This window comes from Amycolatopsis sp. ATCC 39116 (assembly GCF_000231075.2).
Taxonomy (GTDB): domain Bacteria; phylum Actinomycetota; class Actinomycetes; order Mycobacteriales; family Pseudonocardiaceae; genus Amycolatopsis_E; species Amycolatopsis_E tucumanensis.
The window spans coordinates 451,429-475,253 of sequence record NZ_AFWY03000001.1 but is presented as its reverse complement, the minus strand read 5'-3'; the positions used below and the strand labels follow the sequence as shown (position 1 = coordinate 475,253).

Below are 23,825 nucleotides of genomic sequence, written 5' to 3'. Positions count from 1 at the left end.
CGCCGGACGCGCCCAGCTTCCGTCAGCCGCCCAGTTGCGCGGCGCTCAGCGTGTTCAGCACGCGCTCCGGCCCGATGCCCACGGCCTCCGCGCGCACCGTCCCGTTCCCCAGCCAGTCCAGCTGCCCGGGGGCGTGCGCGTCCGTGTCGATGGTGAACACGCACCCGATCCCGGCGGCCATCGCGAGCAGGTCGTCGGGCGGGTCCATGCGCTCCGGGCGGCAGTTGATCTCCACCGCGGTCCCGCTCTCGCGACACGCCTCGAACACCCGCTCGGCGTCGAACTCCGATTGGGGGCGCCCGCGGCCCATCACCATCCGCCCCGTGCAGTGCCCCAGGACGTCCACCAGCGGGTTCCGCACGGCCGCCAGCATCCGCTCGGTCATCGGCTCCGACGGCATCCGCAGCTTCGAGTGGACACTCGCCACCACCACGTCCAGCCGCTCCAGCAGGTCGTCCCGCTGGTCGAGCGAACCGTCCTCGAGGATGTCGACCTCGATGCCGGTCAGGATCCGGAACGGCGCGAGCTTCTCGTTCAGCTCCGCGACCACGTCGAGCTGCCGCAACAGCCGCTCGGCCGACAACCCGTTCGCCACCGTCAGCCGCGGCGAATGATCGGTCAGCGCGATCCACTCGTGCCCCAGCGCCCGCGCCGCCTCGGCCATCTCCTCGATCGGGCTGCCGCCGTCCGACCAGTCCGAATGGGTGTGGCAGTCGCCCTTCAACGCGCCCCGCAACCCCGACCGGTCCGGCTCCGGGGCCTCCGCGAGCAGTTTCGCCAGGTAGTCCGGCTGCTCACCGGCGCACGCCTGCTCCACCACCTGCGCCGTCGCCGGACCGATGCCCGGCAGCGCCTTCAACGTGCCGAGCCGGACCCGCTCGGCCAGCTCGTCCGGCGGCAACCCAGCCACCACGGCCGCCGCGCGCCGGAACGCCCGCACCCGGTAAGTCGGCGCGCCCGCGCGCTCCAGCTCGAACGCGATCTGCCGCAAAGCCTGTGCCGGGTCCACGACACCACACCTACCGCGCCGCGGCGCGGTTCGCACGTCAGGCGCCGGTGACCCCGTCGACGCCCTCGCGCAGGAAGTCCGCGTGCCCGTTGTGCCGGGCGTACTCGTGGATCATGTGCAGCATCACCGCGCGCAGCGACACGTCGGCGCCCCAGCGCGGCGAGTGCACGACCAGGTCGAGCGACCCGGCCGCCGCCTCGATGCGCCGCGCGTGCTCGACCTCGGCCTGCCACGCCGCGAACGCCTCCGACCGCGTCGACTCCCGCGCGTCGTAGGCCACCTGGAAGTCGCCCTCGTCCGACCACACCAGCGGCAGCTCGGTCTCCCCGTTGATCGTCCGCCGGAACCACGCGCGCTCGACCTCGGCCATGTGCCGCACCAGCCCGAGCAGCGACAGCGTCGACGGCGGCATCGACTGCTTGCGCAGGTCCGCATCGGACAGTCCGTCGCACTTCCAGGCCAGCGTGGCGCGGTGGTATTCGAGGTGGGCGCGCAGCAGTTCGCGTTCACCGCCGACGGTCGGGATCTCGGGGCGTTCGGTGGGCATGACGCGGAAGCGTACCTACCGGCGCGGCACCTTGATCCCGTACTGGGCGATCTTGCGGTACACCGTGGCGCGGCTCATGCCCAGCATCGACGCCACCTGCGCGGCCGTCGTGCCCGGTTTGGTCAGGCAGCGCACGATTTCGTCGCGCTCCACGGCCTCCATCCGCGTCAGGCGGCGGCCGGGGCTGGTGAACACCTCCGGCGGCAGGTGCCGGGTGTCCACGACATCAGCCCGCGCCACCGCCTCGCGCACCACCTGCCGGAGCTGGCGGACGTTGCCCGGCCACGGGTAGGCGGTCAGCGCCCGCGACGCGGCCGGCGTGAAGGTGACCGGGCGGCCGCGGCTCTCCCGCGCGAAGTGCCCGGCCAGCGGGAGGACGTCGTCCGGCCGGTACCGCAGCGCCGGCACCTCGACGACCGCGTCGACCAGGGCCCGCAGCGCGTCCGGCACGCCCGCGTGGTCCGCGGCCGTCATCACGAACCCGCCGCGCGCCGCGGCGAACAGCGCGGCCAGCTCCTCCGCGGCGTAGGCGGGCAGCGCGTCGGCGCCGGAGAGGATCACGCACGTGTCGGCCTTGCCGACCTCCGGCGTCCACAGCGCCAGCCACGACGCCGCGTCCTGCGGCGCGGGCGGCCGGGCGTTGAGGACGCGTTCCCGCGGGCGCACCGACCGGCGGGCCATCGACGCCAGCGCGGCCTTCCCGCTGCCCGGCTCACCGGTCACGCACACCACGCGGCCGTGCTCCATTGCTGTGCGGGCCTCGGCGAGCGCGTCGGACCAGGCGGTGGACAGGTTCGCCGCGACGTCGGGCAGCCGGTCGGAGTAGACGCGGAACACCTCGCCACGCGGGCCCGGCGGCGCGAGGTGGCCGTGCGACCGGGCGAGCATCAGCGCCGCCGTGTTGCCCGCCGCGGCCTGGGCCAGCGCGAGCAGCAGCTCCTTCGACGACTTCGACCACGTGGTCAGGTTGACGCTGCCGATGAGCCGGTTCGTGCCCGGCTCCAGCACCGGCGCGGCGGCGCAGGTGTAGCCCCACAGGCCCGTGCAGTAGTGCTCCTCGGCGGACACCAGCGACGGGGCGCGGTCGGCCAGCGCGAGGCCGAGCCCGTTGGTGCCGGCGTCGCGCTCCGCGTAGGAGAAGCCCGGCGCCAGGTGGACGCGGTCCAGCGAACGGAGGATGGTGCTGTCGTCGCACAGCCGGCTCAGCACCAGGCCGTCACTGTCGGTGAGCATCAGGCTGACCGGTTCGTTGGCCAGGGTGGTGTGCAGGCCGGAGAGCACCTCCTGGCCGCACTCGAAGAACAGCGAATCGTGGTCGACGGTGCCGGTGAACGCCGGCCGCACCGTCTCCGGTGACACCCCGTACTGCCTGCTGCGCTGCCAGGACGCGGCCAGCCGGGGCGGCAGGACCGCCCGCTGATCCACCATCGGCGACCTCCCGTCCGCATCGTTGCGTCTTCCGGCGAGGCTACCGCGCCGCGCCGGACAGGCAGGTCGTCCGACTGTCTCATATTGAGACGCCAAGCGGGCCCGCCCCGGCGTCCGGCTACCTACCGTCACCGGTGCACGTGCCACGGTCGCCACGTCGGAAGGACCCGGACTGATGTACACCAAGGACGGCGAGAACTACTTCATCGTCGACGCCCACATCGCGCTGTGGGACGCCCGCCCGGAGAACCAGCGCAACATCCACGGCAAGCAGTTCATCGACTGCTTCTACGACTACCACCGCAACCTCAGCCCGGAGTCCGAGGTGTGGCCCTACGAGGACTACCTCTACCAGGGCGGCGCGCGGCTGATGAAGGACCTGTTCGAAGACGGCTACGTCGACCACGCCATCTTCCAGCCCGCCCACCTGGGCGCCTTCTACGAGCGTGGCTTCGGCCAGACCGAGGAGGCCTTCGCCCTCGCCCAGGCCCACCCGGACAAGCTGACCTACAACCACTTCTGGGACCCGCGCTTCGAGCAGGCCGGGCTGGACCAGCTGCGCCGCGACGCGGAACGGTTCGGCCTCAAGGGCGTCAAGCTCTACACCGCCGAATGGCAGGGCGATTCCCGCGGGTACAAACTGGACGATCCCTGGTCCTACAAGTACCTGGAAGCCGCGCAGGAACTGGGCATCCGCAACATCCACGTCCACAAGGGACCGACGATCCGGCCGCTGGACCGGGACGCCTTCGACGTCGCCGACATCGACAAGGTCGCCACCGACTTCCCCGACCTGAACTTCGTCGTGGAGCACTGCGGGCTGCCGCGGCTGGAGGACTTCTGCTGGATCGCCACGCAGGAGCCCAACGTCCACGCCGGACTCGCGGTCGCGATCCCGTTCATCCACACCCGGCCGCGGTACTTCGCGCAGATCATCGGCGAACTGCTGTACTGGCTGGACGAGAACCGCATCCAGTTCTCCAGCGACTACGCGCTCTGGACGCCGCGGTGGCTGGTCGAGCGGTTCGTCGACTTCCAGATCCCGGAGGACATGACCGAGTACGCGCCGCTGACCACCGCGCAGAAGAAGAAGATCCTCGGGCTCAACGCCGCCGCGATGTACGACATCCCGGTGCCCGCCGAGCTGCAGCTCCCGCGCGAGGAGCCGCAGGCCGTGGCGGTGGCGTGATGGTCACCGAAGCACAGGCCCGCCGCGCGCTGGACACCGTGATCGACCCCGAGCTGGACGAGCCCATCACCGACCTCGGGTTCGTGCGGTCCCTGGAGGTGTCCGGGTCCGCCGTGACCGTGCACCTGCGGCTGCCGACGTCGTTCTGCTCGCCGAACTTCGCCTACCTGATGGCCTCCGACGCCAAGGACGCGTTGTCCGCGCTGCCGGGTGCCGGCGAGGTCGCGGTGTTCCTCGACGACCACCACGACTCGGACCTGATCAACCGCGGGCTGGCCGCCGATGCCGGCTACCGCGGCACTTTCGGGCACGAGGCTGAGGAGAGCCTGGCGGAGCTGCGCGTCACGTTCCGCCGCAAGGCGCACACCGCGGCGATGGAACGCGTGCTCACCGCGATGTTGCGGGCGGGCCTGCCCGAGGACGGGCTGCACGATGTCGTCCTCGGCGATCTGCCGCCCGGCCCGGCGACGACCGCGCTGCTGCGCCGCCGCGAGGCGCTCGGCCTGAGCACCGAGCCGTCGGCGTTCGCGCTCGTCGACGACGACGGCAACCGCTACCCACGCGAGGAAGTGCCGCTGCGGCTGCGGTTCGCGCGGTCCATCCGCATCTCGATCGACGGCAACGCCCATTTCTGCCGCGGCCTGCTCCGGACGCGTTACCCGGAGTCGGCGGCGGACCAGTCACCCGTGAAGGAGAAGGTGTCGTGAAGGCAGTACAGGTCGTGGGCTACCACGAGAACCTGCGGATGACCGAGGTGCCGGAGCCGGAGGTCACCGGGCCCTGGGACGTCGTCGTGAAGATCGGCGGCGCCGGGGTGTGCCGCACCGACATCCACATCCTGGAAGGGCAGTGGGCGGAGAAGTCCGGCGTCACCCTGCCCTACACGATCGGCCACGAGAACGCCGGCTGGGTGCACGCCGTCGGCAGCGCGGTCACCAACGTCGCGGAGGGCGACAAGGTCATCGTGCACCCGCTGATCACCTGTGGGCTGTGCGCCGCGTGCCGGGCCGGCGACGACGTGCACTGCTCGGCGAGCGCGTTCCCCGGCATCGACACGCACGGCGGATACGCCGAGTACCTGAAGACCTCGGCACGCAGCGTGGTGCGCCTCGACGACTCGCTGGAGCCGGCCGACGTCGCCGCGCTGGCCGACGCCGGGCTCACCGCCTACCACGCGGCGGCCAAGGCGGCGCGGCGGTTGCGGCCGGGGAACCGGTGCGTGGTGATCGGCGCGGGCGGGCTCGGGCACATCGGCATCCAGGTGCTCAAGGCGCTCACCGCGGCCGAGCTGATCGTGGTCGACCGCAACCCGGACGCGGTGAAGCTGGCCGTGTCGATCGGCGCGGACCACGGGGTCGTCGCCGAGGGGCGGCAGGTGGAGGAGGTGCTGGACCTGACCGGCGGCGCCGGGGCCGAGGTGGTGCTGGACTTCGTCGGCGAGGGCGGCGCGACGCGCGACGGGGTCGGGATGCTGCGCCGGGCGGGCGACTACCACGTGGTCGGGTACGGCGAGAACATCGACGTGCCGACGATCGACATCATCTCCACGGAGATCAACTTCATCGGCAACCTGGTCGGTTCCTACACCGACCTGTGCGAGCTGATGGTGCTCGCGGCGCAGGGCAAGGTGCGGCTGCACACCACGAAGTACCCGCTGGAGCGGTTCCAGGACGCGATCGACGACCTCGACGCGGGTCGCATCCGGGGCCGCGCGATCCTGACGCCCTGATGCCCGCGCTCCCGTTCGTGCGATGCTGTGCGCAGGCTTGCACGAACGGGAGCGCACCATGGACCGCGACGAGATCGACGACGACGTCTACGAGCAACTGGACGCGTCGGACACATTGGACACCAGGGGGCCGGACGACCCGCTGGACGAGGGCTACTCGGCGGCGGAACGGCCGTGGGCCTCGCAGGGCTGGGGCACGACGGCGCGCGAGGAGGCGACGGGCGAGGGGCTGTCCGAGCGCCTGGCGCGCGAGGTGGCCGAGTCCGAATCCGATGAGGGTGACGGCCTCGGCGACACGTACGACACGGACGGCGAACTGCTGGACGACGAGGTCGGCGACGCGCGGACCGGCCGGTTGATCGCGCTGGCCGACGGTGAGGCGGAGGTGGACCTCTACGCGCGCGACATAGGCGTCGACGGAGCCGGCGCGTCGGCCGAGGAGGCCGCGATGCACACGATCCGGATCGACGAGCGCTGAGCGACGCCCCGCGTGGAAGTCTGACCGGCACGTCCGGGAAGTTTCGCTCAGCCTTTTGGCTGCCGAGGTCGGGTTGCGTGTGGGGGTCTGGCGGGCGCGTTCGGGGAGTTTCGCTCAGCCTTTTGGCTGCCGAGGTCGGGTGGCGTGTGGGGGTCTGACCGGCACGTTCGGGAAGTCCCGCTCAGCGTTTGGCTGCCGAAGCCGGCGGCGGGCACGCGGGACCTCCGGCAGGCCGGTCCGGGCGGGCAGTCCTCAGATTGACGCCCGCGCCGGGCGGCGGCGTCGGCGGGTGGTCACCGTGGCCTGGTCCACCACGGAGGCGTCGCGGTATTTGAGGATTCCTTCGACGCCGAGGAGGAAGGTTTCGCAGACCGCGGCCGGGTCGGCGAGGCAGCCGGCGGCCATGGCGCCGTCGCGCAGCATGACGAAGTGCCTGGCGTGTGGTTCGGGTTCGGTTTCGCCGGTGGCGGCCATCAGCTCGGTGATCGTGTCGAGGAACCACTGCCGGTGGGTCAGGACGGCGCGGTGGACCGGGTGGTCGGGCGCGGGGTACTCGGCGGCGGCGTTGAGGAAGGCGCACCCGCGGAACCCATCCGAACGGATGCTGTCGGCGATGGTTCCGGCGACCGCGCGCACGGTGTCGGCGGGGGAGTGCCCGGCCTGGCGCACCGATTCGATCTGGGCGCGGATCAGCTCGTCCGCGGCGGTGAGGTAGGCGACGACCAGGTCGTCCTTGCTGGGGAAGTGCCGGTACAGCGTCGCGCGGGTCACCTTGGCCTCGGCGACGATCCGGTCGATGCCGACCGAGTGCAGCCCCTCCGCGTAGAAGAGCCGGCTGGCCGTCCCGAGCAGCCGGGAACGTGCTTCCGACACCCTGTCACCTGCCTTCCGATCACCCCGAGTGTACGGGGAGAACGTTCGGTCTCGCCAGGTGCCCACATTCCGGCCGCGCGTTGTAGAGGGATCATCGTGGCCACAACCGCGGCGAGCGGGATGGCCCGTGCTCTGCGAGCGCCTCCGGGATACCGGCGGCCCTGATCTTGTGGGGCGCTGGGCTATCGGGCTGTTCAACTGATCGTGCGCGGCCGGATGGACGGTCGACCTCCACCCGGCCGCGCGCGCCTCACGCTGCCGGGGTCGCGATCAGCCCGGCGAGCGGCGGCGTGGCGTGGCCTGCGGGCACGACCGCCGAGTACAGCGCCGTCCAGCAGGACGGGCAGCAGTACTGCCGGAAGACCACCGGAGCGTCCACGTAGTCCGCGGCGTTCGCGATGATCTGCGGCCCGGCGTCGGTGGCCGGCCCTTCGTAGACCGCGAGGGCGAGGTCGTCGCCCTCGCCGAGGATCTCCTGACAGTGGCGGCACGCCACCGCGGCCCGCGCCCCGTCGGTCACCTCGACGAGGTTGTCGTCGAGGCGCTTCACCGAGGTCGCGTCGGTCTTGCGCCCGCTGGGCACGCGAAGGACCCGCGAGCGTTGCCGTCGCGCCGCCCGCAGTCGGTCGCGTTCGGCCGCGGTCGCCGCCTCGTCCACGGTGCCGTTCTCGACGACGACGCCGTAGACGGACCGGGCGGCGCCGGCGGTGATCTTCTGTTCCCGGAGATCCCGGGCGACCGCCTCGGGATCCCGGTTCAGCGGGTCGCCGTAGCCTCCGCCGCCCTGCCAGGTCATCACGAACACCTCACCCGGCGCGAGGTGGCTGGACGCGTAGTTCTGCGCCGGTTCCAGGTGCTCGCTGATCTCGGACAGCTCGCTGGGCATCCGCCCGGCGGCGAGGAGATCGGTGACGCGGCTGTGCCGGGCCAGCACGTCGAGCCCGGTGTTGCCGGGGTGCCCGCCGGCGAGACCGCCGTTCTGGGACACCGCCTTGCCGTTGGAGGCGAGGACGAGTCCCATGGGGATGCTGGTTCCGTGCGGGGTGATGGCGATCGACGCCCCGACCCCGCCGCGGTGCCGGCCCGGGCCGCCCGAGTCCGGGACCTCACGCCGCCACAGGGCCAGCACCGGGTAGAGGAACTCGGTCATCTCCACGTCGGGGATGCGGCCCATCGGGATGCAGAAGAGCCCGCCGGTGTCGATGCCGTCGGCGTGCGGCCGCGCGCCGTACCCGCCGGACATCGGCTCCATGATGATGTTGAGGAACGGCGCGGGTTGCTCGCCGCGCTCGTCGAGTCCCGCGATGACCGCGGTGTCCCAGGTGCCGCAACAGGTCGCCTGGACGTTCTTGCCGAGTTCGAGGTCGCGGTCGAGCATCTGCGCCAGGCATTCGGCGACCAGGTTGCCGGTGAGCCAGGCCGGGCCGATGGGGCCCCGTCCGACGGCGGCGGGGTAGGTCGCGTTGTTGAGCGTGCCTTCCTCGGTGATCAGGTCGAAGCAGCGCATGAGCCCGCCTGCCGACCACGGGATGTCGCCGGCCAGCACGGGGAGGAGGGCGAGCATGACGCCGCCGCGCATCCCGGCGTAGGTGCAGTTCACGACGCCCGATTGCGGGTCGGTGCCGGTGAAGTCGAACGTGAGGTGATCGCCGGTCTTGGTGGTGGTCACGGTGATCTTGTGCAGGCCGCGGTCGCCCTCGTGGGACTGGTCCTGGTAGCCCGTCGCGGTCCAGCTGCCGTCGGGCAGGGCGGCGAGCTTGCCGCGCAGCCGGGCCTCGGCGTCGGCCATCATCCGCTTCATGACGGCCTTGACCGTGTCGGCGCCGTACTGCTCGATCAGCGCGTGCAGCCGTTCCCGGCCGACGTTGTTGGCGCCGACCTTGGCGCGCAGGTCGAGTGCGACGAGCATGGGGACCCGGGAGCGCCGGACCCACAGGTCGGCGACGTCGCGTTGCAACTGGAAGTCGCGCACCACCTTGACCGGCGGGGTGGGCAGGGATTCGGAGAACACGTCCTGCGCGGCGGGGGAGAAGGAGCCGAGCCCGACGCCGCCCAGGTCCGGTTCGTGGCAGATCGCGCTGGTCCAGGCGAACAGCTTGCCGTCGTGGAAAACGGGCTGGTACACCATCACGTCGTTCTGGTGCAGCCCGCCGCCGACCCACGGGTCGTTGGTGAGGAACATGTCGCCCTCGGCGATGCCGGGGTTGGTGGCGCGGTTGCGCAGCGTCCAGTAGATGGCCAGGTCGACCGCGCCGACGAGCATCGTGTTGTACAGGCCGACCTGGACTTCCTGGCCGAGTTCGTCGGAGATGGCGAAGTCGAAGTCGTTGGCGTCGGTCACGATCGGCGAGCCGGACATGCGCTTGAGCGCCTCGCCCATCTCGTCGGTGACCGACCAGAGCCGGTGGCGCACGACCTCGTAGGTGAGCGGGTCGAGCGCGTCGATCTGCTCCTGGGTGACGGTGTGCGTGGGCAGGGTGGTGGGCAGCGACCGCTGCAGTTCGGCGGGGTCGGCCGGGCGGCTCGCGAAGACCTCGGAACCGGGGATGGGCATGCTCATGAGGCGCTCCTGGCGGAGGTGCGGCGGATGATCAGGTTGCCGAGCGAGTCCACCGTGCCGGTGGTGCCGTCCGGCACGACGACGGTGGTCGTCGGGACCTCGACGATGGCGGGGCCGGCGAGCTGGTGCCCGGCACGCAGTTCGCGGTAGTCGTAGACGGGCGTGTCCACGTAGCCGGTGGCGGCGTCGAGGCACACCGGGCGGTGCCCCACCCGCGCCCCGGCCGGGTCCGGTGAGGCTGCGGCGGGGATCGCGGGCAGCTCCGGCGAGAACGGCAGCACGCCGATTCCCCGGACCCGGAAGGTGATGGCCTGAATGCCGGCCTCCCGGAACCCGGCGTCCTTGCCGTAGAGCGCGGCGTAGCGCTCCTCGAACGCCGCCGCGGCTTCCTCGATCGCGGCCATGTCCAGCGGTCCGGCCGCGACCGGGGTCGTGACCTCCGCGAGCTGCATGGAGTAGCGCATGTCGATCTCGCGGTGGACCTCGACGGTGTCGAACCGCACCCCCTGGCGGTCCAGCCCTTCGCGAACCTGCTTTTCCAGGTCCCGGAAGTTCTGTTCGGCCCGCTCCGGGTCGAACGGCACGACGGCGGGATCGGACAGCTCGGCGGCGAGCGCGATGTCCGAGGACGCGAGTCCGTAGGCGGAGAACGCGGAGGCGACCGGGCCCAGCGGGACCACCACTTCGTCGACCCCGACTTCGGCGGCGTAGCCGGCGCAGTGCGCGGGACCGGCGCCGCCGAAGGCGTACAGCACGAACTCGCGCGGGTCGTGACCGGCCTCGACGACGGTCTTGCGCAGCAGGTCGCCGGTCTGGGCGTTCTGCACGGTGTAGATCGCGGCCGCGGCCTCCTCGACCGAGAGCCCGAGCGGTTTGGCGATCTGGGTGTCGATGGCCTGCCTGGCCAGCTCGAGCGAGAGGGGTTTGCGCCCGCCGAGCAGGCCGCGCTCGGGCAGGATGCCCAGCACCAGGTTCGCGTCGGTGTTGGTCGGTTCGGTGCCGCCGTTGCCGTAGCAGGCCGGGCCGGGCACGGCCTGCGCGCTGCGCGGCCCGATGCGGAGGTTGCCGCCGGCGTCGAGCCAGGCGATCGCGCCGCCACCGGAACCGATCGCGTCCACCCGCAGCGTGGGCACGTTGATCGGGTGGTGGTTGATCACGGTCGTGGTGTCGCGCACCGGTTCGCCGTCGACGACCAGCCCGGCGAGGAAGGTCGTGCCCCCGACGTCGGTGGAGATGATGTTGCGGTGCCCGAGCTGGCGCCCGAGCGCCACCGAGCCGACGACACCGCCGGTCAGCACGGAGCCGACGGTGCTGATCGCGGTGGCCGGGGCCTCCTTGGCCGCGACCGCGCCGCCGTTGCTCTGCATCACCAGGAGCGGCCCGGCGAGGTCGTTCGCGCGGAGGGTGTCCTCCAGCGTGGTGAGGTAGTCCCGCAGCCCGGGGCCGATCTGGGTGCTCATGATCGTGGTGGCGTTGCGGGCGAACTCCCGGATGCGGGGGCTGACTTCGCTCGACAACGCGACGAAGACACCGGGGTCCTCCTCGGCGACCAGTTCCCGCAGCCGCCGTTCGTGGACCGGGTTGCGGAACGACCACAACAGCGACACGGCGATCGCCCGCACGCCGTCGGCGAGCAGCGCGCGGATCGCGGAGCGGGCCTCGTCCTCGTCGAGGCCGACCACGACGTTGCCGTCGCGGTCGATGCGCTCGGTCACCTCGAGCGCGAGGCGTTTCGGCAGCAGCGTGTGGTCCTTCGCCTGTCCCAGCACGTTCTGCAGTTCGTGCGGGGACCGGCCGAGGTAGCGGCCCTCGACGTTCATGATGAAGATCGAGTCCCGGTGCCCCTTGGTGGTGAGGAAGCCGACCGGCGGCACGTTCCCCATGACCAGCGCGTTCAACGACGACGTGGTGCCGTGCGCGATGTGGTGGGTGTCGGCGAGCATCTCCTTCAGCGGCTTGCCCAGCTGCTCGGCGAGCAGCTCCAGCACATCGAGAACACCCCGGGAGTAGTCCGGCGGGGTGGACGGCGACTTGGCCGCGAGGACTGTGCCCGCGTCGTCGTCGAGAACGGCGTCGGTGAACGTACCGCCCACGTCCACGCCGATGACATACGCCATGACTCACGCTCCTTTGCGTGGATTGAGACCGCGGGGCACCGACGAGGTGGGCACGCCCAGGCTCCACGAGTGGTTACGGCAACGTAGACTATTAAACGCCTGTGTTTGAAGTCAAGCTCGCCGTCGCTTGACTTGTCGTCGCATACGTCGAATACTCTACGCTTAAGTCAACGAGCGGAAGTGCCGTCACAACCTGGAGGTCGGGATGCAAGTACGCCGCGCCGCGGTGCTCGGCGGGGGCCCGGGCGGTCTCTACGCCGCGCGTCTGCTGAAGCTGGCCCAGCCCTCGTGCGAGGTGGTCGTGCACGAGCAGGGCGAGCCCGACAAGACGTTCGGCTTCGGGGTGGGACTGGCGGCCGGCACCCAACGCAGGCTCGAGGCGGCCGACGCGGACACCCTGCGCGACATCCTGGCCGCCGGCCACCGGCACGACATGACGATGACCGTCCGGGACCGGAGCGCGCGGGTGCGCAACGACCGGCTGATCGGTATCGCCCGCACCGAACTGCTCGCCGTGCTCCGGCGGCACGCCGAGAAGGCGGGGGTGCGCATCGAATACGGCGCCCGGCGCGTGGCCGACGAGCTCGACGCGGACATCGTCATCGCCGCCGACGGGGTCAGCAGCGCCACCCGCAGCACCGGCGGCTTCGGCGAGGACATCGAGGTCGGCCGCGGGCTCTACCTGTGGTGCGGCGCGGAGTTCGCGCTGCCGGACGCGATGTTCGCCCCGGTGGGCACGGAGCACGGCGTGTTCGTGACCCACGCCTATCCCTACTCGAGCGGCCACAGCACGTTCCTGATCGAAACCGACGAGGAGACGTGGCGGCGCGCCGGGTTCGACCGGTCCACGGACGCGACACCGCCCGACGCGTCGGACACCACCTCGTTGCGGTACCTGGAGCAGGTGTTCGCCACGCAGCTGCGCGGGCACTCGCTGATCGGCAACCGGACCCGCTGGACGCGGTTCCGCACCGTGCGGTGCAAGCGATGGTCGTCCGGGCGGGTCGTGTTGCTCGGGGACGCCGCGCACACCGCCCACTTCTCCATCGGCTCGGGCACCAAGCTCGCGATGGAGGACGCGATCGGACTGGTCGAAGCGCTGGCCGGCGAACTTGATACGGCGGCGGCGTTCGCGCGCTACGAGGCGTCCCGCCGCCCGGACGTGGAGCGGATGCAGGAGCTGGCCCGGCGGAGCCAGCTGTGGTGGGAGTCGTTCCCGTCGCGGTTGCACATCCCGGTCGAGCGGCTGATGGTCGCCTACATGACCAGAGCGGGCAACGTCCCGCTCGACCGCTTCGCCGCCACCAGCCCGGAGGTCGTCGCCGCCGCGGCCGAGCAGTACGCGAACTCGGCGCCCCCGGCCCGGGACCTCGTCGACTGGGTGCTGGACCAGCCCCTGCGGCACGGGGAGGCCGAGTTCCCGCGACGCGTTCTCCCGGCCGTTCCCGAGGGCCTGGCGCTCACGACGTTCGCCGACGCTGTCGCCGATCCCTGGGACGACGCCGGAGATGCCGTCGTCGCGCGGGCGCGTCAAGCTCGACGGGACGGGGCCGACGGTTTCCGGTTCGCCGGCCCCGCCGACCGGCTCGCCGTGCTGACCCGGCTCGATCTGGCCGAACGGGTCCGCACTGAAGCGGGCGGGCTGGTGGTCGTGGACGGTCCGCCGAGCTCGCGCGGCGACCTCGCGGCCGGCCTGATCAGCGGGCGGTGCGACCTGGTCTCGTTCACCGAGGAGGCGGCATGAGGACAAGCCGGTGGGGCGAGCGGCTCGTCACCTACCCCGGGGACGTGGTGCGCCGGTACCGGGAGGCGGGCCTGTGGGGCACGGCCACGATCGCGGACGAGCTGCACGCGGTCGCGGTGGCCCATCCGGAGCGCGACGCGGTCGTCGCGCTCGACGGGCGGGTGACCTTCCGGGAACTGGACGAGCGCACCGACCTCCTCGCGGCGGGCCTGGCCGGGCTGGGCCTGGCGCCCGGTGATCCGGTGCTGTTCCAGGTCTCGAACCGGCTCGGGGCGATCCTCGCCTGGTACGGGGTGCTCAAGGCCGGGCTGGTTCCGGTGTGCACGCTGGCCGCGCACCGCGGCCACGAGATCGGCGAGATCAGCAGGCGGGTCGGCGCCGTCGCCCACCTGGTGGAGGCGGACAACCGCGGGTTCGACCTGGTCGGCTTCGCCGTCGAGCAGCAGCGCGACCACCCCACGCTGCGTCACGTGCTGGTGCTGGGCGGTTCCGCCGGCGCCGCGGGCGTCGCGATCGAGTCGCTCGGCGCCGGCGTCGATCCGCGGGCCGCCCGCGCGACGGTCGAGCGGATCCAGCGCGGCATCGATCCCGACGACGTCGCGGTCTTCCAGCTCTCCGGCGGCACCACCGGGGTGCCGAAGGTGATCCCGCGGCTGCACGCCGAATACTGGTACAACGCCCTGGCCTACGCGCGTTCCTGGGGCTGGGGCCCGGACACCCGGGTGGCCCACCTGATCCCCATCATCCACAACGCCGGCATCGTGTGCGCGGTCCACGGCCCGCACAGCGTCGGCGCGTGCCTGGTTCTCGGCACCGCCGACCCGGAGGTCTCGTTCCCGCTGATGGCGCAGGAGCGGGTCACGCACGTCCTGCTCGGGCACGGGCACTTCAAGGCGGCGGGCCTGCCCGGCTTCGCGGCGGCGACGAAATCGGTGACCCAGGTGGTGTTGTCCGGCACGAAGGTGCCGCCCGCGCTCTTCGACGGACTGGAACGCCGCGGCCTGTGGTCGGGGCAGCTGTTCGGCATGGGCGAAGGACTCTTCATCACCACGCGCCCGGGCGCTCCGCGCGAAGCCCGCGCGGAGACCGTCGGCACCCCACTGTCCCCAATGGACGAAGTCCGGATCCTCGAACCCGGCACCGAGACCGAAGTCCCGGACGGGGAGATCGGCGAACTCTGCTGCCGCGGCCCCTACACCCTCCGCGGCTACTTCGACGCACCCCGGCACAACGCGACGGCGTTCACCTCCGATGGCTTCTACCGCACCGGGGACCTCGCCGCGATCCGGGAGATCGACGGGGAGCGGTACCTCACGATCGAAGGCCGGATCAAGGATCTGATCAACCGGGGCGGCGAGAAGATCAACGCCGAGGAGGTGGAGTCGTTGCTGCTCCGCCACCCCCGGATCACCGCCGCGGCCGTGGTCGCCATGCCGGACCCGCGCCTGGGCGAGCGCACGTGCGCCTACCTCGTCGTGCCGGGCGAGCCGCTCACCCTGCGCGACGTCCAGGACCACTTCGCCGCCCTGCAGGTCGCGAAGTTCAAGTGGCCCGAACGCATCGAGCTGATCGCCGAAATCCCCCGCACCCTGGTCGGGAAGATGGACAAGAAACGCCTGCACGCCGACATCGCCCGCAAGGTCGCCGCCGAACGCGCCGAGACCGGGCGGCCGCGCAGCACCGCCCCCGCAACCACCTCAGGAGGAAATCCGTGACCACCCACCGCATCGGGCTCGTCGTGCCCAGCTCCAACGTCACCGTGGAAACGGAGGTTCCCGCACTGCTCGGTCGTCACCCCGGCGCGCGGTTCTCCTTCCACTCCAGCCGGATGCGGATGCACAAGGTGTCCCCGGAGGAGCTGCGGGCGATGAACGCGCAACGCGAACGGTGCGTCGACGAACTGTCCGACGCGGGCGTGGACGCGGTGCTCTACGCCTGCCTCGTCGCGCTCATGGCGCAAGGGCACGGCGAGCACCGGCGCACCGAGGCCGCGGTGACCGAACAGTTCGCGAACGCCGGGCAGCGGCCGGTGGTGCTGTCCAGCGCCGGCGCGCTCGTCGAAGGGCTCGCCGCCCTCGGCGCCCGCCGCATCGCCCTGGTCACCCCGTACCTGCGCCCGCTGGCCGAGCAGGTCGTGTCCTACCTGGAATCCGAGGGCCTCGAAGTGCTCGACTGGGCCGCGCTCGAAGTGGGGGACAACGCCGAGGTCGGCTGCATCCCGGGCGAGCGGGTGATGGCGGCCGCGCGCGGCCTGGACCTGTCCGGCGCCGACGCGCTCGTCATCTCCGCCTGCGTGCAGATGCCGTCGCTGGACCTGATCGGCCCCGCCGAGGCGGAGTTCGGGATCCCCGTCCTCTCCGCGGCCACGGCCGGTGCGTTCACCCTGTTGCGCCACCTCGGTTTGCCGACCGCGCTGCCCGGCGCGGGCCGCCTTCTGGCGGCGGAGCAGGCGGCGGCGCGATGAACCCGGCGCCCGGCCCGGCTCCCCTACAATGGCCGCCATGACCAGTGGTTCGCGGCGAACGCCCGCGCGGCGGAAGGCCGAGTCGTCATCCTCGCGGGCCCGGCGCGACGGCGCGGCGGACAGCGGCAAGCCGGCACGCGCCAGCACCGCCCGCCGGGAGCTCGTCGAGAACGAGATGTACGAACAGGCCACCCGGCTCTTCGCCGAGCGCGGGTTCGCCGGAACGAGCCTGCAGGACATCGCGGACGCGATCGGCATCACCCGTCCGGCCCTCTACTACTACGTCAAGAGCAAGGACGAACTGCTCGCCAAGCTGGTCACGGAAGTCACCGACGGCCCGATGAACGAGCTCAAGGAACTGGTCGCGCACACCGACCTCGACCCGGCAGGCCAGCTCCGCGCCCTGGTCGAGATCATCGTGCGCCGCCGTGCGACGCAGCCGGCGCGGTTCCGGCTGCTCATCCGCTCGGAGGCCGAGCTCCCGGACGAACTGACCGCGGCCTACGACGACAGCCGCCGCGCCGTGCTGAAGACGATCGCCGAGGTCGTCGAGGACGGGATCCGGGCGGGACAGTTCCGGCCGGTCGACGCCCGCGTCGCCGCGCTGGGCGTGCTGGGCATGTGCAACTGGGTGGCCTGGTGGTTCCACCCCGACGGCCGCGACGACGTCGAGACCGTGACCGAGCAGCTCGCCGAGATGGCGCTCGCCGCGCTGCGGCGCCCCGACCACCACACCCTCGACGGCGAGGGGCCCGAGGCCGCGCTGAAGATGCTCCGCCAGGACCTCGACCACCTGGAACGCCTCCTCAAGGGCTGACTCCCGCGCGCGGCCGTCGCCGCTGTGACGGGTGCGCTCCGTCTTGCAATGCCGTTGGCCGGCCGGACGCTCGTCCGGCCGGCTTCGTCATGTCCGCGTCCCGCCTCTGTTCTTCGCACCAGTCAAACTGTTGACTCATTCGTCAACGGAGGCGTAACGTCGGTGCGGTAAGGCGCATTCCACTCAGGCAGGAGGCTGGCCATGACGGAGCTGGACCACCGCGTGCGGGGGGTCGACCACGTCGCGTTCCCGACGTTCGACCCGGCCGCGACGGTGCGGTTCTACCGGGACGTCCTGGGCTTCCCGGTCGTGCATTCCATCTGCGCGGCGGGCTGGGGCCCGGAGGACCACCCGGACTTCATCCACTTCTTCTTCGACATCGGCAACGACGACCGCATCGCGTTCTTCTACTACTTCGGCACCGGCCGCGAGATCGGCGGCGAGCCGGGCGCGAAGGGCGACGTCTACGCCCGGTTCGGCGCCGACGTGCCGGAGTTCTTCGTCCGGTCCCGCCACCTGGCGATCCACGTCGACGACGAGGAGGACCTGCTGGAGTACCGGCGGCGCCTGGACGCCAGCGACTGGCCGGTGGAGATGCAGATCCAGCACGAGACGATCGAGTCGATCTACACCCACGACCCGAACGGCTACATGTTCGAGATCACCCGCGCCATGCGGCCGGTGACGCCGCAGGAGGACCTGGACGCGAACCTCACCATCGACGCGTTGATCGACGTGGTGAGCGAGCCCGAGCCGACCTTCGGCAAGCTGCTGGCGCGCAAGGCGGAACTCATCGTCGAGCGGGCCGCGGACTGGGAACTCGCGCAGGAGAGCGGCCGATGACGACGCTCTACATCCTCGACGTCCCGGAGAACACGCCGGTGGCGAAGGTCGCCGCCGAGGACCCGGCGGTGACCGTCGGCCGGATCGGGCCCTACTTCGAGATCAGCGCGGCGGGCGCGATCGTGGTCGACCGCCGTGCCACCGGCTGCCGCCACGCGGTCTGGTACTCCGCCGTCGGCGGGGTCGCCCGTGACAGCCGCATCACCCAGCACGACAAGGACGCGCTGCGGGTGGAGCCGGCGTGACGGAAAGCGCTTCCCGGCTCGGCGCCGGCCGCTACCTGGCCGCGGGGGAGCGGCCGGCCTCGGCCGTCACCACCGTGCACGAGCTGACCACCACTGACGGCGCCACCGTGCGCGGCGTGCTGACCACGGTGCCCGGCGCACGCACCGTCGTGTGCCTCATGCACCCGCGCCAGGACGTCACCCACCACCCGCTCGTCCCGTTGCTGCTGGGCGCCGGGGCCGCGGTGTGGACCCAGCACACCCGCTCGGTCAACAACGACGTGACCCTGGTGCACGAGCAGGCGTTGCTGGACGTCGCCGCGGGGCTGGTCTTCCTGCGGGAGCGCGAGTTCGACTCGATCGTCCTACTGGGACACTCCGGCGGCGGCACGCTCTACGCGTTCTACCTGGAGCAGGCCGCACTCGCACCGGGCGCGCGTATCGCCACCACTCCCGGTGGCCGCCCCACCCGGCTCGCCGACGCGACCATGCCGCTCGCCGACGGCGTCGTCTTCCTCGCCCCGCACCCCGGGCAGGGCAGGCTCCTGCTGGCCTGCATCGACCCGTCGGTCGCCGACGAGTCCGACCCGCTGTCCGTCGTGCCCGAGCTCGACCCCTTCGACCCCGCCAACGGATTCGCCGAGCCGCCGGCCAGTTCCGCCTACGGGGAGGAGTTCCTCCAGCGGTACCGGGCGGCCCAGCGCGACCGCGTCGCGCGCATCGACGCGGTCGCCCGCCACCACCTGGCTCGTGCCGCCGAGGCGCGCGCCGCGTTCAAGGCCGGTGGCCGCGCCGTGGACCGCCGCCGCTCGCTGGCGCCCCGGATCATCACTGTGTACCGCACCGACGCCGACCCGCGCACCGTCGACCTCTCCCTCGATCCGAGCGAGCGCCCGTACGGCTCGCTGTTCGGCAAACGGCCCGATCTCATCAACTACGGCCAGGCCGGCTTCGGCAGGCTCACGACGCCGGAAGCGTGGCTGTCGACGTGGTCCGGGATCAGCTCCAACGCCGACTTCGTCCGGTGCGCGCCCGGGGTGACCGTCCCGGCCCTGTTCATCGAGCTCACCGGCGACCAGGCCGCGTTCCCGGCCGATTCGCGCCGGATGATCGGAGCGCTCGGGGCGGCGGACCTGAGCACCGCTGTGGTGCGTGGCCTGCACTTCGGCGGCCCCATCGCCGAGGGCGAACCCACGGGCAACGAGCTGGCCGCCGCGGAGATCGCGAGCTGGCTGGGCAAGCGTTTCGAGCTCGCCCGGCGCTGACCCCGGTACGGCTCTGAGCGGCGGCCTCGCGGCGAGACCGCCGCGGGGCTGCCTTCTATTGCTGATCGACCGCGGCCGGACCGCTGCTCGCGGCGTGGTCGGCGAGACGCCCCGTGAGCGAGAGTGCCGATCCGGCTGGGCCCGTAGCGTCCGCACCTTGGCCGAGCTGGGTGAACCCGCCTGGCTTCGGTCGGCTCCGGGCAGTGCGCTCGGCGAACAGGCGCGGGAGCAGGGCGCGGGTCGGCGGGACGCCCGGCGGGCGAGAGTGCCGATCCGGTCAGACCCGCGGCCCACACCGTGACCGGACTCAGGAACCCGCCCTGCCCGGCAGCCCCGGGCAGCGCGCCCGCTTCGACCCAGCGCGTGCGCTGGCCGAGGTGGACGCCAAGCGGCGCATCCTCGACGAGCACGAGCACGCAGAGAGGCGGCTACGCCGAAGGGCTCACGTTCGCAGTCAATGCACTCATGGCGATCTACGCCGATCACCCGGGTTACCGCGAGGAGTGGCGCCCATGTGACACCCGAGCAGGTCAAGGAGTTGATCGCCGCGGCGAGCGTGAAGGACGGCGCGTTCGTCACCGGCGCCGTTCTCATCGTCCGCTCCAAGAACATGGACACCGGCGATTCCAGCATCCACATCGCCTCGACCGAGGACACCGACCACTTCACCAAGCTGGGCCTCCTGCAGGCCGCCAGCGACATCGTCCGCCACGCCCCCTTCATCCGACAGGATGAGCGCGGTGACTGACGAAGATCAGCGGGTGCGCGCAGCCGCCTTCTTGACCCGAGTGGTCGAGCCGGCGACTGCACCCTTGGGCGCCTGCCGACCGATGAGTTGGCTGACCCGCTGTGCGGACACATCGAGCAGTTTCGCGATCTCGCGTCCTGACAGTCCACCGCTGCGGAGCTTGCGGGCGACGTCGCGCTGGCGGGTTGCAGCTTCACGCTGAAGCCGTTCCGCTTCCCTGACCTGCTCGCGGGCCTTCTTCACCTGTTCGGCCAGTGCCGCATCCAGCTGGGGGACGACGTGCACGTCGAAGGAGCTCTCGTCGTCGATGTCGAGGGCGAGAGCGATGTACTCGCGGGCTGTGGCATCAGCCGCCGACAAGGTGCTGGTCTGGGTGACTCCGACACCGTCGATGTGGAGTTCCCAGCCTCGCGCCCAGCGCTTGGCGGTGACGTTGTAGGTCTTCGTCACTGCAACCATCCCTTCGGCAGGCAGGTGAGTTTGGCGACGGCGTCTCGGACGACGCCTGGGGAGACGACCCGGTGGTTTGGGATGATGACCTGGTGCTGGCCGCACGGGCACACCCACTTCTCGTGGCTGCCCTTCGTGGTCTTGTGGGTGCAGTCCTGGTCAAGCAGTGCCCGCTTGACGTCCCGGTATCGCATCTCCTTGACCATGACGATAGTCTACCCCCCCTTGATTTGCAACATCAAGGGGGGCTAGATGTATGGTAATCAGTATCGACGCAGCGTTCCACGGTAACGGTCGACAACGACCGACCGCCAAGTCCAGCGACCGCCACGGGAAAGAAGGAGTGAGCGTAGCCGAACCGAGCACGTATGTCCGCTCGCAGGCCTCGAACTACTCCCGGGCAAGTCGTTGTTATCCGCTTTCGATGGAGCGACGCCCGGCGATGCAGCAGCCGTGATCACGTACTGAGGCAAGACTGGCTACATCCTGAACGTCGGCAACGACAAGGTGGCAATGGTCGTCAACTTCGGCCGTGCCACGTGCGCCACTGCCATACCTGTCAACGACTACGCGGATGGCGAGCACCCCCCAGCTCGCGCCGGCCACAGTCGACCAGGAATTTGTCGCGAAGGCGCGGGCCGCGATGAGCGCTCCATCGGAGTGACACGCCCATGGTCCACGCCTGATTGCGCACCACCTGCGCGAACACCCATCCTGTCTACACAAAGCGGTACTCGCCGAGCATCCGATCTGCCCGCTGTGCGGCGCGACTGGTCCAAGCACGCAGACCACAGGCCCTTGGGCCGTCACGAGCTGGTGCTCCGCGGACTCGATCCGAACGCCCCGAAGCACGGTCGAGGCCTGTGCGCTCGATGCCCTCGATCGAAACCGCGCAGCACCAGCCCGGCGGGTGGCACGCTGCCGGGTAACCAAATGGGCATCTCATTGGTCGCCAACCAACCATAGGGGTGGGGTGACCCCTCCATCAGCCCCCTGTCGGACGGCTCAGGCGAACAGGCGCGGCAGCAGGTCGCGGGCTCCCGCGCGGAGGTCGTCCAGCGCGGTCTCCGAACCGGCCAGGTGCCGCAGCAGCGCCTGCTGGAACAGCCCGTCGAACAGGGCGTAGGCCTGCGAGGGGGAGCAGGCCGGCTCCATCCCGCCCAGGTCGGCGTACGCGCACACCACCCGCCAGATCATGTTCTGCAGGCTGCCGTCGATCTCCGCGACGTCGTCCCGGAACGCCTCCTCGAACATCGACTGCGTGCGCAGGTCGTACCAGAGCCGGTGCATCAGCGGCGCCTCCGCGAGCGTCGCGGCCAGCCCGTCCCCGCAGGCGGCGGCCAGGCCGTCGAGGGTGGACGCCTCGGCCAGCAGGTTCTCGTAGCGCTGCACGCACGACGTCTTGTAGCGCCGCACGCAGTAGGTGATCAGCTCGATCTTGTCCGCGAAGTAGTAGTGCAGCAGCCCGTGCGAGAACTCGGTGTTGTCGGCGATCGTGCGCAGGCTCGTCCGCGCGTACCCGAAGTCCGCCAGTGTCGCCAGCGCCGCGTCCGCCAGTTCTCGCCGACGGTCCTCGAACTTGTCGACGCGGGGTCGCCGCCGCGCGGCTGGTGAGCTGCTCACGCCACGACGATACCCATCGAGCGTTTTCTTAACCAACCGTCCAAAGAAATCTTGACAACCGTCCAAAGATGAGAAACAGTCCTGGCAGGTCGCCGACGTGGTGGCCGTCACTCCCGATCCGCCCCTTCCCCGCGCCCCGCGACCGACGGAGACAACGGTGTCCCTGACCTTCTACCTGGACAAAGGCGCTTCCCTCGACCCGCACGCACCCTGCCTGACGCTCGACGGGAAGTCCCTGACCTACGGCGAGGTCGCCGGCCTGTCGCACGCCGTCGCCAGGGCCCTGCGCCGCTCGGGCGTCGCGCCGGGGGACAAGGTCGGCATCCTCTCGGCCAACGATCCGACCGCCTTCGGCTGCGTGTTCGGCATCGCCCGGGCCGGCGCGGTGTGGTGCCCGATCAACCCCCGCAACGCGGCGGCGGAGAACGCGGAGCTGCTCGACCTGTTCGACTGCTCGGCGCTGATCTACCAGCCGGCCTTCGACGACCTGGTCGCCGCGATCGCGCCCAACCTGCCGAAGCTGACCACGCTCGTCCGGCTGGGCGACGGCGACGACCTCGCCGCGGGCTTCGACACCTGGCTCGACGCCGCTCGCGACGACCCGTCAGCCGAAGCGGCGCCGCCCGGGGACGTCGTGGCGCTGGTCGGCACCGGCGGCACCACCGGCCGCCCCAAAGGCGTGATGCTCACCGACCGCAACCTGGAGGCGATGTCGGCGATCACGCTGATGAGCTACCCGTTCGACGGCCGCCCGGTGTACCTGGCACTGGCGCCGCTGACCCACGCGGCCGGCGTCCTGTGCTTCCCGGTGCTCGCCCTCGGCGGCGAAGTCGTGATCATGGCCAAGCCCGACGTCGGCCGGTTCCTCGAACTCATCGAGCGCCACCGCGTCACCCACACGTTCCTGCCGCCCACGCTGATCTACATGGTCCTCGGCCACCCGGCGCTCGACGGGACGGATCTGTCGTCGCTGCAGTGCTTCTGGTACGGCGCGGCGCCGATGTCCGCGGCCAGGCTGGCCGAAGCCCTCGACCGCATCGGGCCGATGGCGCAGCTGTTCGGCCAGTCCGAGGCCCCGATGATGATCTCGACGATGTCGCCCGCCGAGCACCGCAACGCCGACGGCACCATCAACACCGCCCGGCTGTCGTCGGCGGGCAGGCCGTCGCCGCTGGTCACCGTCGCGATCCTCGACCAGCACGGCGCGCCCGTGCCACGCGGCGAGCGGGGCGAGATCTGCGTCCGCGGGTCACTGGTGATGGCCGGCTACTACCGCAACCCGGACGCGACCGCGGAGGTCTCCGCCCACGGCTGGCACCACACCGGCGACATCGGCTACCTCGACGCGGACGGCTACCTGCACATCGTCGACCGCGCCAAGGACATGGTCATCACCGGCGGCTTCAACGTCTACTCCGCCGAGGTCGAGCAGGCGCTGATGGCCCACGACGCCGTGCGCGACTGCGCCGTGGTCGGCCTGCCCGACGAGAAGTGGGGCGAACGGGTCACCGCGGTGGTCCAGCTCCAGCCCGGCGCCGAGATCGACCTCGACGAGCTGACCGCGTTCGTCAAAGCCCGCATCGGCGGTGTCAAGGCGCCCAAGCAGATCGAGATCTGGCCCGATCTGCCCCGATCCACCGTCGGCAAGGTCCTCAAGACCGAGATCCGTTCCCGGCTCAGCACCCGCTGAGGCGCCACCCGTTCACGCCGCTGCAAG

Annotated in this window: 22 protein-coding genes and 1 pseudogene; 14 read left to right on the top strand and 9 right to left on the bottom strand. The window is 71.2% G+C overall.

All coding sequences use genetic code 11. The features are described from left to right. Window positions 1-22: 22 nt before the first annotated feature. From AMY39116_RS0302495 to AMY39116_RS0302485, 3 genes are read right to left on the bottom strand one after another with little or no spacing between them, the layout of a single operon-like run. Window positions 23-1,009: a PHP domain-containing protein gene (locus tag AMY39116_RS0302495; RefSeq protein ID WP_027935561.1), complete on the bottom strand. Its 987-nt coding sequence runs from the start codon at window positions 1,007-1,009 to the stop codon at window positions 23-25. A gap of 37 nt (window positions 1,010-1,046) precedes the next feature. After that, on the bottom strand, window positions 1,047-1,556 hold the full coding sequence (locus tag AMY39116_RS0302490; RefSeq protein ID WP_020416144.1) for a DinB family protein: 510 nt from the start codon (window positions 1,554-1,556) through the stop codon (window positions 1,047-1,049). Between the two features lie 15 nt (window positions 1,557-1,571). Further along, the gene (locus AMY39116_RS0302485; RefSeq protein WP_020416143.1) at window positions 1,572-2,984 is read right to left on the bottom strand and encodes a GAF domain-containing protein; all 1,413 of its coding nucleotides are present in this window, start codon (window positions 2,982-2,984) and stop codon (window positions 1,572-1,574) included. Between the two features lie 175 nt (window positions 2,985-3,159). On the opposite strand from AMY39116_RS0302485, the gene AMY39116_RS0302480 reads away from it, so the two are divergent. Genes AMY39116_RS0302480 through AMY39116_RS0302465 form a run of 4 tightly spaced genes read left to right on the top strand, consistent with a single transcriptional unit; the run spans window position 3,160 to window position 6,380 of the window. Beyond that, window positions 3,160-4,173 carry an amidohydrolase family protein gene (locus AMY39116_RS0302480; protein WP_020416142.1) on the top strand — a complete coding sequence of 338 codons (1,014 nt, stop codon included), beginning with the start codon at window positions 3,160-3,162 and terminating at the stop codon, window positions 4,171-4,173. Further along, on the top strand, window positions 4,173-4,880 hold the full coding sequence (locus AMY39116_RS0302475; protein ID WP_020416141.1) for an iron-sulfur cluster assembly protein: 708 nt from the start codon (window positions 4,173-4,175) through the stop codon (window positions 4,878-4,880). The genes AMY39116_RS0302480 and AMY39116_RS0302475 overlap by 1 nt, the downstream gene beginning before the upstream one ends. Then, window positions 4,877-5,902 (top strand): NAD(P)-dependent alcohol dehydrogenase, encoded by a 1,026-nt coding sequence (locus tag AMY39116_RS0302470; RefSeq protein WP_027935560.1) that lies wholly within the window; start codon window positions 4,877-4,879, stop codon window positions 5,900-5,902. Before AMY39116_RS0302475 ends, AMY39116_RS0302470 begins: the two co-directional genes overlap by 4 nt. A gap of 58 nt (window positions 5,903-5,960) precedes the next feature. Beyond that, window positions 5,961-6,380, top strand: a complete 420-nt coding sequence (locus tag AMY39116_RS0302465; RefSeq protein WP_020416139.1) for a DUF5709 domain-containing protein — start codon at window positions 5,961-5,963, stop codon at window positions 6,378-6,380. 252 nt (window positions 6,381-6,632) lie between these two features. On the opposite strand, the gene AMY39116_RS42110 is transcribed toward AMY39116_RS0302465, so the two are convergent. The 3 genes from AMY39116_RS42110 to AMY39116_RS0302450 all read right to left on the bottom strand — a co-directional run bounded on the left by AMY39116_RS42110 (window position 6,633) and on the right by AMY39116_RS0302450 (window position 11,930). After that, window positions 6,633-7,253, bottom strand: coding sequence for a TetR/AcrR family transcriptional regulator (locus AMY39116_RS42110; RefSeq protein WP_020416138.1), 621 nt, complete (start codon window positions 7,251-7,253; stop codon window positions 6,633-6,635). Window positions 7,254-7,503: 250 nt separating this feature from the next. Continuing rightward, a complete protein-coding gene (locus tag AMY39116_RS0302455; RefSeq protein ID WP_020416137.1) occupies window positions 7,504-9,813 on the bottom strand; it encodes a hydantoinase B/oxoprolinase family protein in 2,310 nt (769 codons plus the stop codon). Continuing rightward, window positions 9,810-11,930: a hydantoinase/oxoprolinase family protein gene (locus AMY39116_RS0302450; RefSeq protein ID WP_020416136.1), complete on the bottom strand. Its 2,121-nt coding sequence runs from the start codon at window positions 11,928-11,930 to the stop codon at window positions 9,810-9,812. Before AMY39116_RS0302450 ends, AMY39116_RS0302455 begins: the two co-directional genes overlap by 4 nt. Window positions 11,931-12,135: 205 nt before the next feature. Between AMY39116_RS0302450 and AMY39116_RS0302445 the strand changes: the two genes are divergently transcribed. From AMY39116_RS0302445 to AMY39116_RS0302410, 9 genes and pseudogenes are all read left to right on the top strand, one after another. Beyond that, window positions 12,136-13,674, top strand: a complete 1,539-nt coding sequence (locus tag AMY39116_RS0302445; protein ID WP_027935558.1) for an FAD-dependent monooxygenase — start codon at window positions 12,136-12,138, stop codon at window positions 13,672-13,674. After that, window positions 13,671-15,389 carry a (2,3-dihydroxybenzoyl)adenylate synthase gene (locus AMY39116_RS0302440; RefSeq protein ID WP_020416134.1) on the top strand — a complete coding sequence of 573 codons (1,719 nt, stop codon included), beginning with the start codon at window positions 13,671-13,673 and terminating at the stop codon, window positions 15,387-15,389. The genes AMY39116_RS0302445 and AMY39116_RS0302440 overlap by 4 nt, the downstream gene beginning before the upstream one ends. After that, entirely contained in the window at window positions 15,386-16,138 is a 753-nt protein-coding gene (locus AMY39116_RS0302435) for a maleate cis-trans isomerase (RefSeq protein ID WP_020416133.1), read from the top strand. The genes AMY39116_RS0302440 and AMY39116_RS0302435 overlap by 4 nt, the downstream gene beginning before the upstream one ends. Before the next feature lie 37 nt (window positions 16,139-16,175). Continuing rightward, window positions 16,176-16,955 (top strand): TetR/AcrR family transcriptional regulator, encoded by a 780-nt coding sequence (locus tag AMY39116_RS0302430; protein ID WP_157358369.1) that lies wholly within the window; start codon window positions 16,176-16,178, stop codon window positions 16,953-16,955. Between the two features lie 201 nt (window positions 16,956-17,156). After that, window positions 17,157-17,798, top strand: coding sequence for a VOC family protein (locus AMY39116_RS0302425; RefSeq protein ID WP_020416131.1), 642 nt, complete (start codon window positions 17,157-17,159; stop codon window positions 17,796-17,798). Further along, complete coding sequence (locus AMY39116_RS0302420) at window positions 17,795-18,043, top strand: hypothetical protein (protein ID WP_020416130.1); 249 nt, start codon at window positions 17,795-17,797, stop codon at window positions 18,041-18,043. The genes AMY39116_RS0302425 and AMY39116_RS0302420 overlap by 4 nt, the downstream gene beginning before the upstream one ends. Next, window positions 18,040-19,287 carry a hypothetical protein gene (locus tag AMY39116_RS0302415; RefSeq protein ID WP_020416129.1) on the top strand — a complete coding sequence of 416 codons (1,248 nt, stop codon included), beginning with the start codon at window positions 18,040-18,042 and terminating at the stop codon, window positions 19,285-19,287. Before AMY39116_RS0302420 ends, AMY39116_RS0302415 begins: the two co-directional genes overlap by 4 nt. A gap of 113 nt (window positions 19,288-19,400) precedes the next feature. Next, window positions 19,401-19,788, top strand: a pseudogene (locus tag AMY39116_RS48030) (DUF6221 family protein); the annotation flags it as partial. A 13-nt stretch (window positions 19,789-19,801) separates the two neighbouring features. Beyond that, window positions 19,802-20,035, top strand: coding sequence for a hypothetical protein (locus AMY39116_RS0302410; protein ID WP_020416128.1), 234 nt, complete (start codon window positions 19,802-19,804; stop codon window positions 20,033-20,035). A gap of 6 nt (window positions 20,036-20,041) precedes the next feature. Here the strand turns inward: AMY39116_RS0302410 and AMY39116_RS0302405 are convergent, their stop codons facing one another. The 3 genes from AMY39116_RS0302405 to AMY39116_RS0302395 form a co-directional block, all read right to left on the bottom strand. After that, window positions 20,042-20,494: a hypothetical protein gene (locus AMY39116_RS0302405; RefSeq protein ID WP_369794285.1), complete on the bottom strand. Its 453-nt coding sequence runs from the start codon at window positions 20,492-20,494 to the stop codon at window positions 20,042-20,044. Next, window positions 20,482-20,691, bottom strand: a complete 210-nt coding sequence (locus tag AMY39116_RS0302400; RefSeq protein ID WP_020416126.1) for a type II toxin-antitoxin system HicA family toxin — start codon at window positions 20,689-20,691, stop codon at window positions 20,482-20,484. Before AMY39116_RS0302400 ends, AMY39116_RS0302405 begins: the two co-directional genes overlap by 13 nt. A gap of 799 nt (window positions 20,692-21,490) precedes the next feature. Beyond that, window positions 21,491-22,108 carry a TetR/AcrR family transcriptional regulator gene (locus tag AMY39116_RS0302395; RefSeq protein WP_020416125.1) on the bottom strand — a complete coding sequence of 206 codons (618 nt, stop codon included), beginning with the start codon at window positions 22,106-22,108 and terminating at the stop codon, window positions 21,491-21,493. 157 nt (window positions 22,109-22,265) lie between these two features. On the opposite strand from AMY39116_RS0302395, the gene AMY39116_RS0302390 reads away from it, so the two are divergent. Beyond that, the gene (locus AMY39116_RS0302390) at window positions 22,266-23,798 is read left to right on the top strand and encodes a long-chain fatty acid--CoA ligase (protein WP_020416124.1); all 1,533 of its coding nucleotides are present in this window, start codon (window positions 22,266-22,268) and stop codon (window positions 23,796-23,798) included. Window positions 23,799-23,825: the final 27 nt, after the last annotated feature.

Coding starts and splice junctions, on each gene's coding strand:
- AMY39116_RS0302490 (WP_020416144.1), bottom strand. CDS start 1,556: ATGCCCACCGAACGCCCCGAGATCCCGACCGTCGGCGGTGAACGCGAA.
- AMY39116_RS0302485 (WP_020416143.1), bottom strand. CDS start 2,984: ATGGTGGATCAGCGGGCGGTCCTGCCGCCCCGGCTGGCCGCGTCCTGG.
- AMY39116_RS0302480 (WP_020416142.1), top strand. CDS start 3,160: ATGTACACCAAGGACGGCGAGAACTACTTCATCGTCGACGCCCACATC.
- AMY39116_RS0302475 (WP_020416141.1), top strand. CDS start 4,173: ATGGTCACCGAAGCACAGGCCCGCCGCGCGCTGGACACCGTGATCGAC.
- AMY39116_RS0302465 (WP_020416139.1), top strand. CDS start 5,961: ATGGACCGCGACGAGATCGACGACGACGTCTACGAGCAACTGGACGCG.
- AMY39116_RS0302455 (WP_020416137.1), bottom strand. CDS start 9,813: ATGAGCATGCCCATCCCCGGTTCCGAGGTCTTCGCGAGCCGCCCGGCC.
- AMY39116_RS0302450 (WP_020416136.1), bottom strand. CDS start 11,930: ATGGCGTATGTCATCGGCGTGGACGTGGGCGGTACGTTCACCGACGCC.
- AMY39116_RS0302445 (WP_027935558.1), top strand. CDS start 12,136: ATGCAAGTACGCCGCGCCGCGGTGCTCGGCGGGGGCCCGGGCGGTCTC.
- AMY39116_RS0302440 (WP_020416134.1), top strand. CDS start 13,671: ATGAGGACAAGCCGGTGGGGCGAGCGGCTCGTCACCTACCCCGGGGAC.
- AMY39116_RS0302430 (WP_157358369.1), top strand. CDS start 16,176: ATGACCAGTGGTTCGCGGCGAACGCCCGCGCGGCGGAAGGCCGAGTCG.
- AMY39116_RS0302425 (WP_020416131.1), top strand. CDS start 17,157: ATGACGGAGCTGGACCACCGCGTGCGGGGGGTCGACCACGTCGCGTTC.
- AMY39116_RS0302420 (WP_020416130.1), top strand. CDS start 17,795: ATGACGACGCTCTACATCCTCGACGTCCCGGAGAACACGCCGGTGGCG.
- AMY39116_RS0302405 (WP_369794285.1), bottom strand. CDS start 20,494: ATGGTTGCAGTGACGAAGACCTACAACGTCACCGCCAAGCGCTGGGCG.
- AMY39116_RS0302400 (WP_020416126.1), bottom strand. CDS start 20,691: ATGGTCAAGGAGATGCGATACCGGGACGTCAAGCGGGCACTGCTTGAC.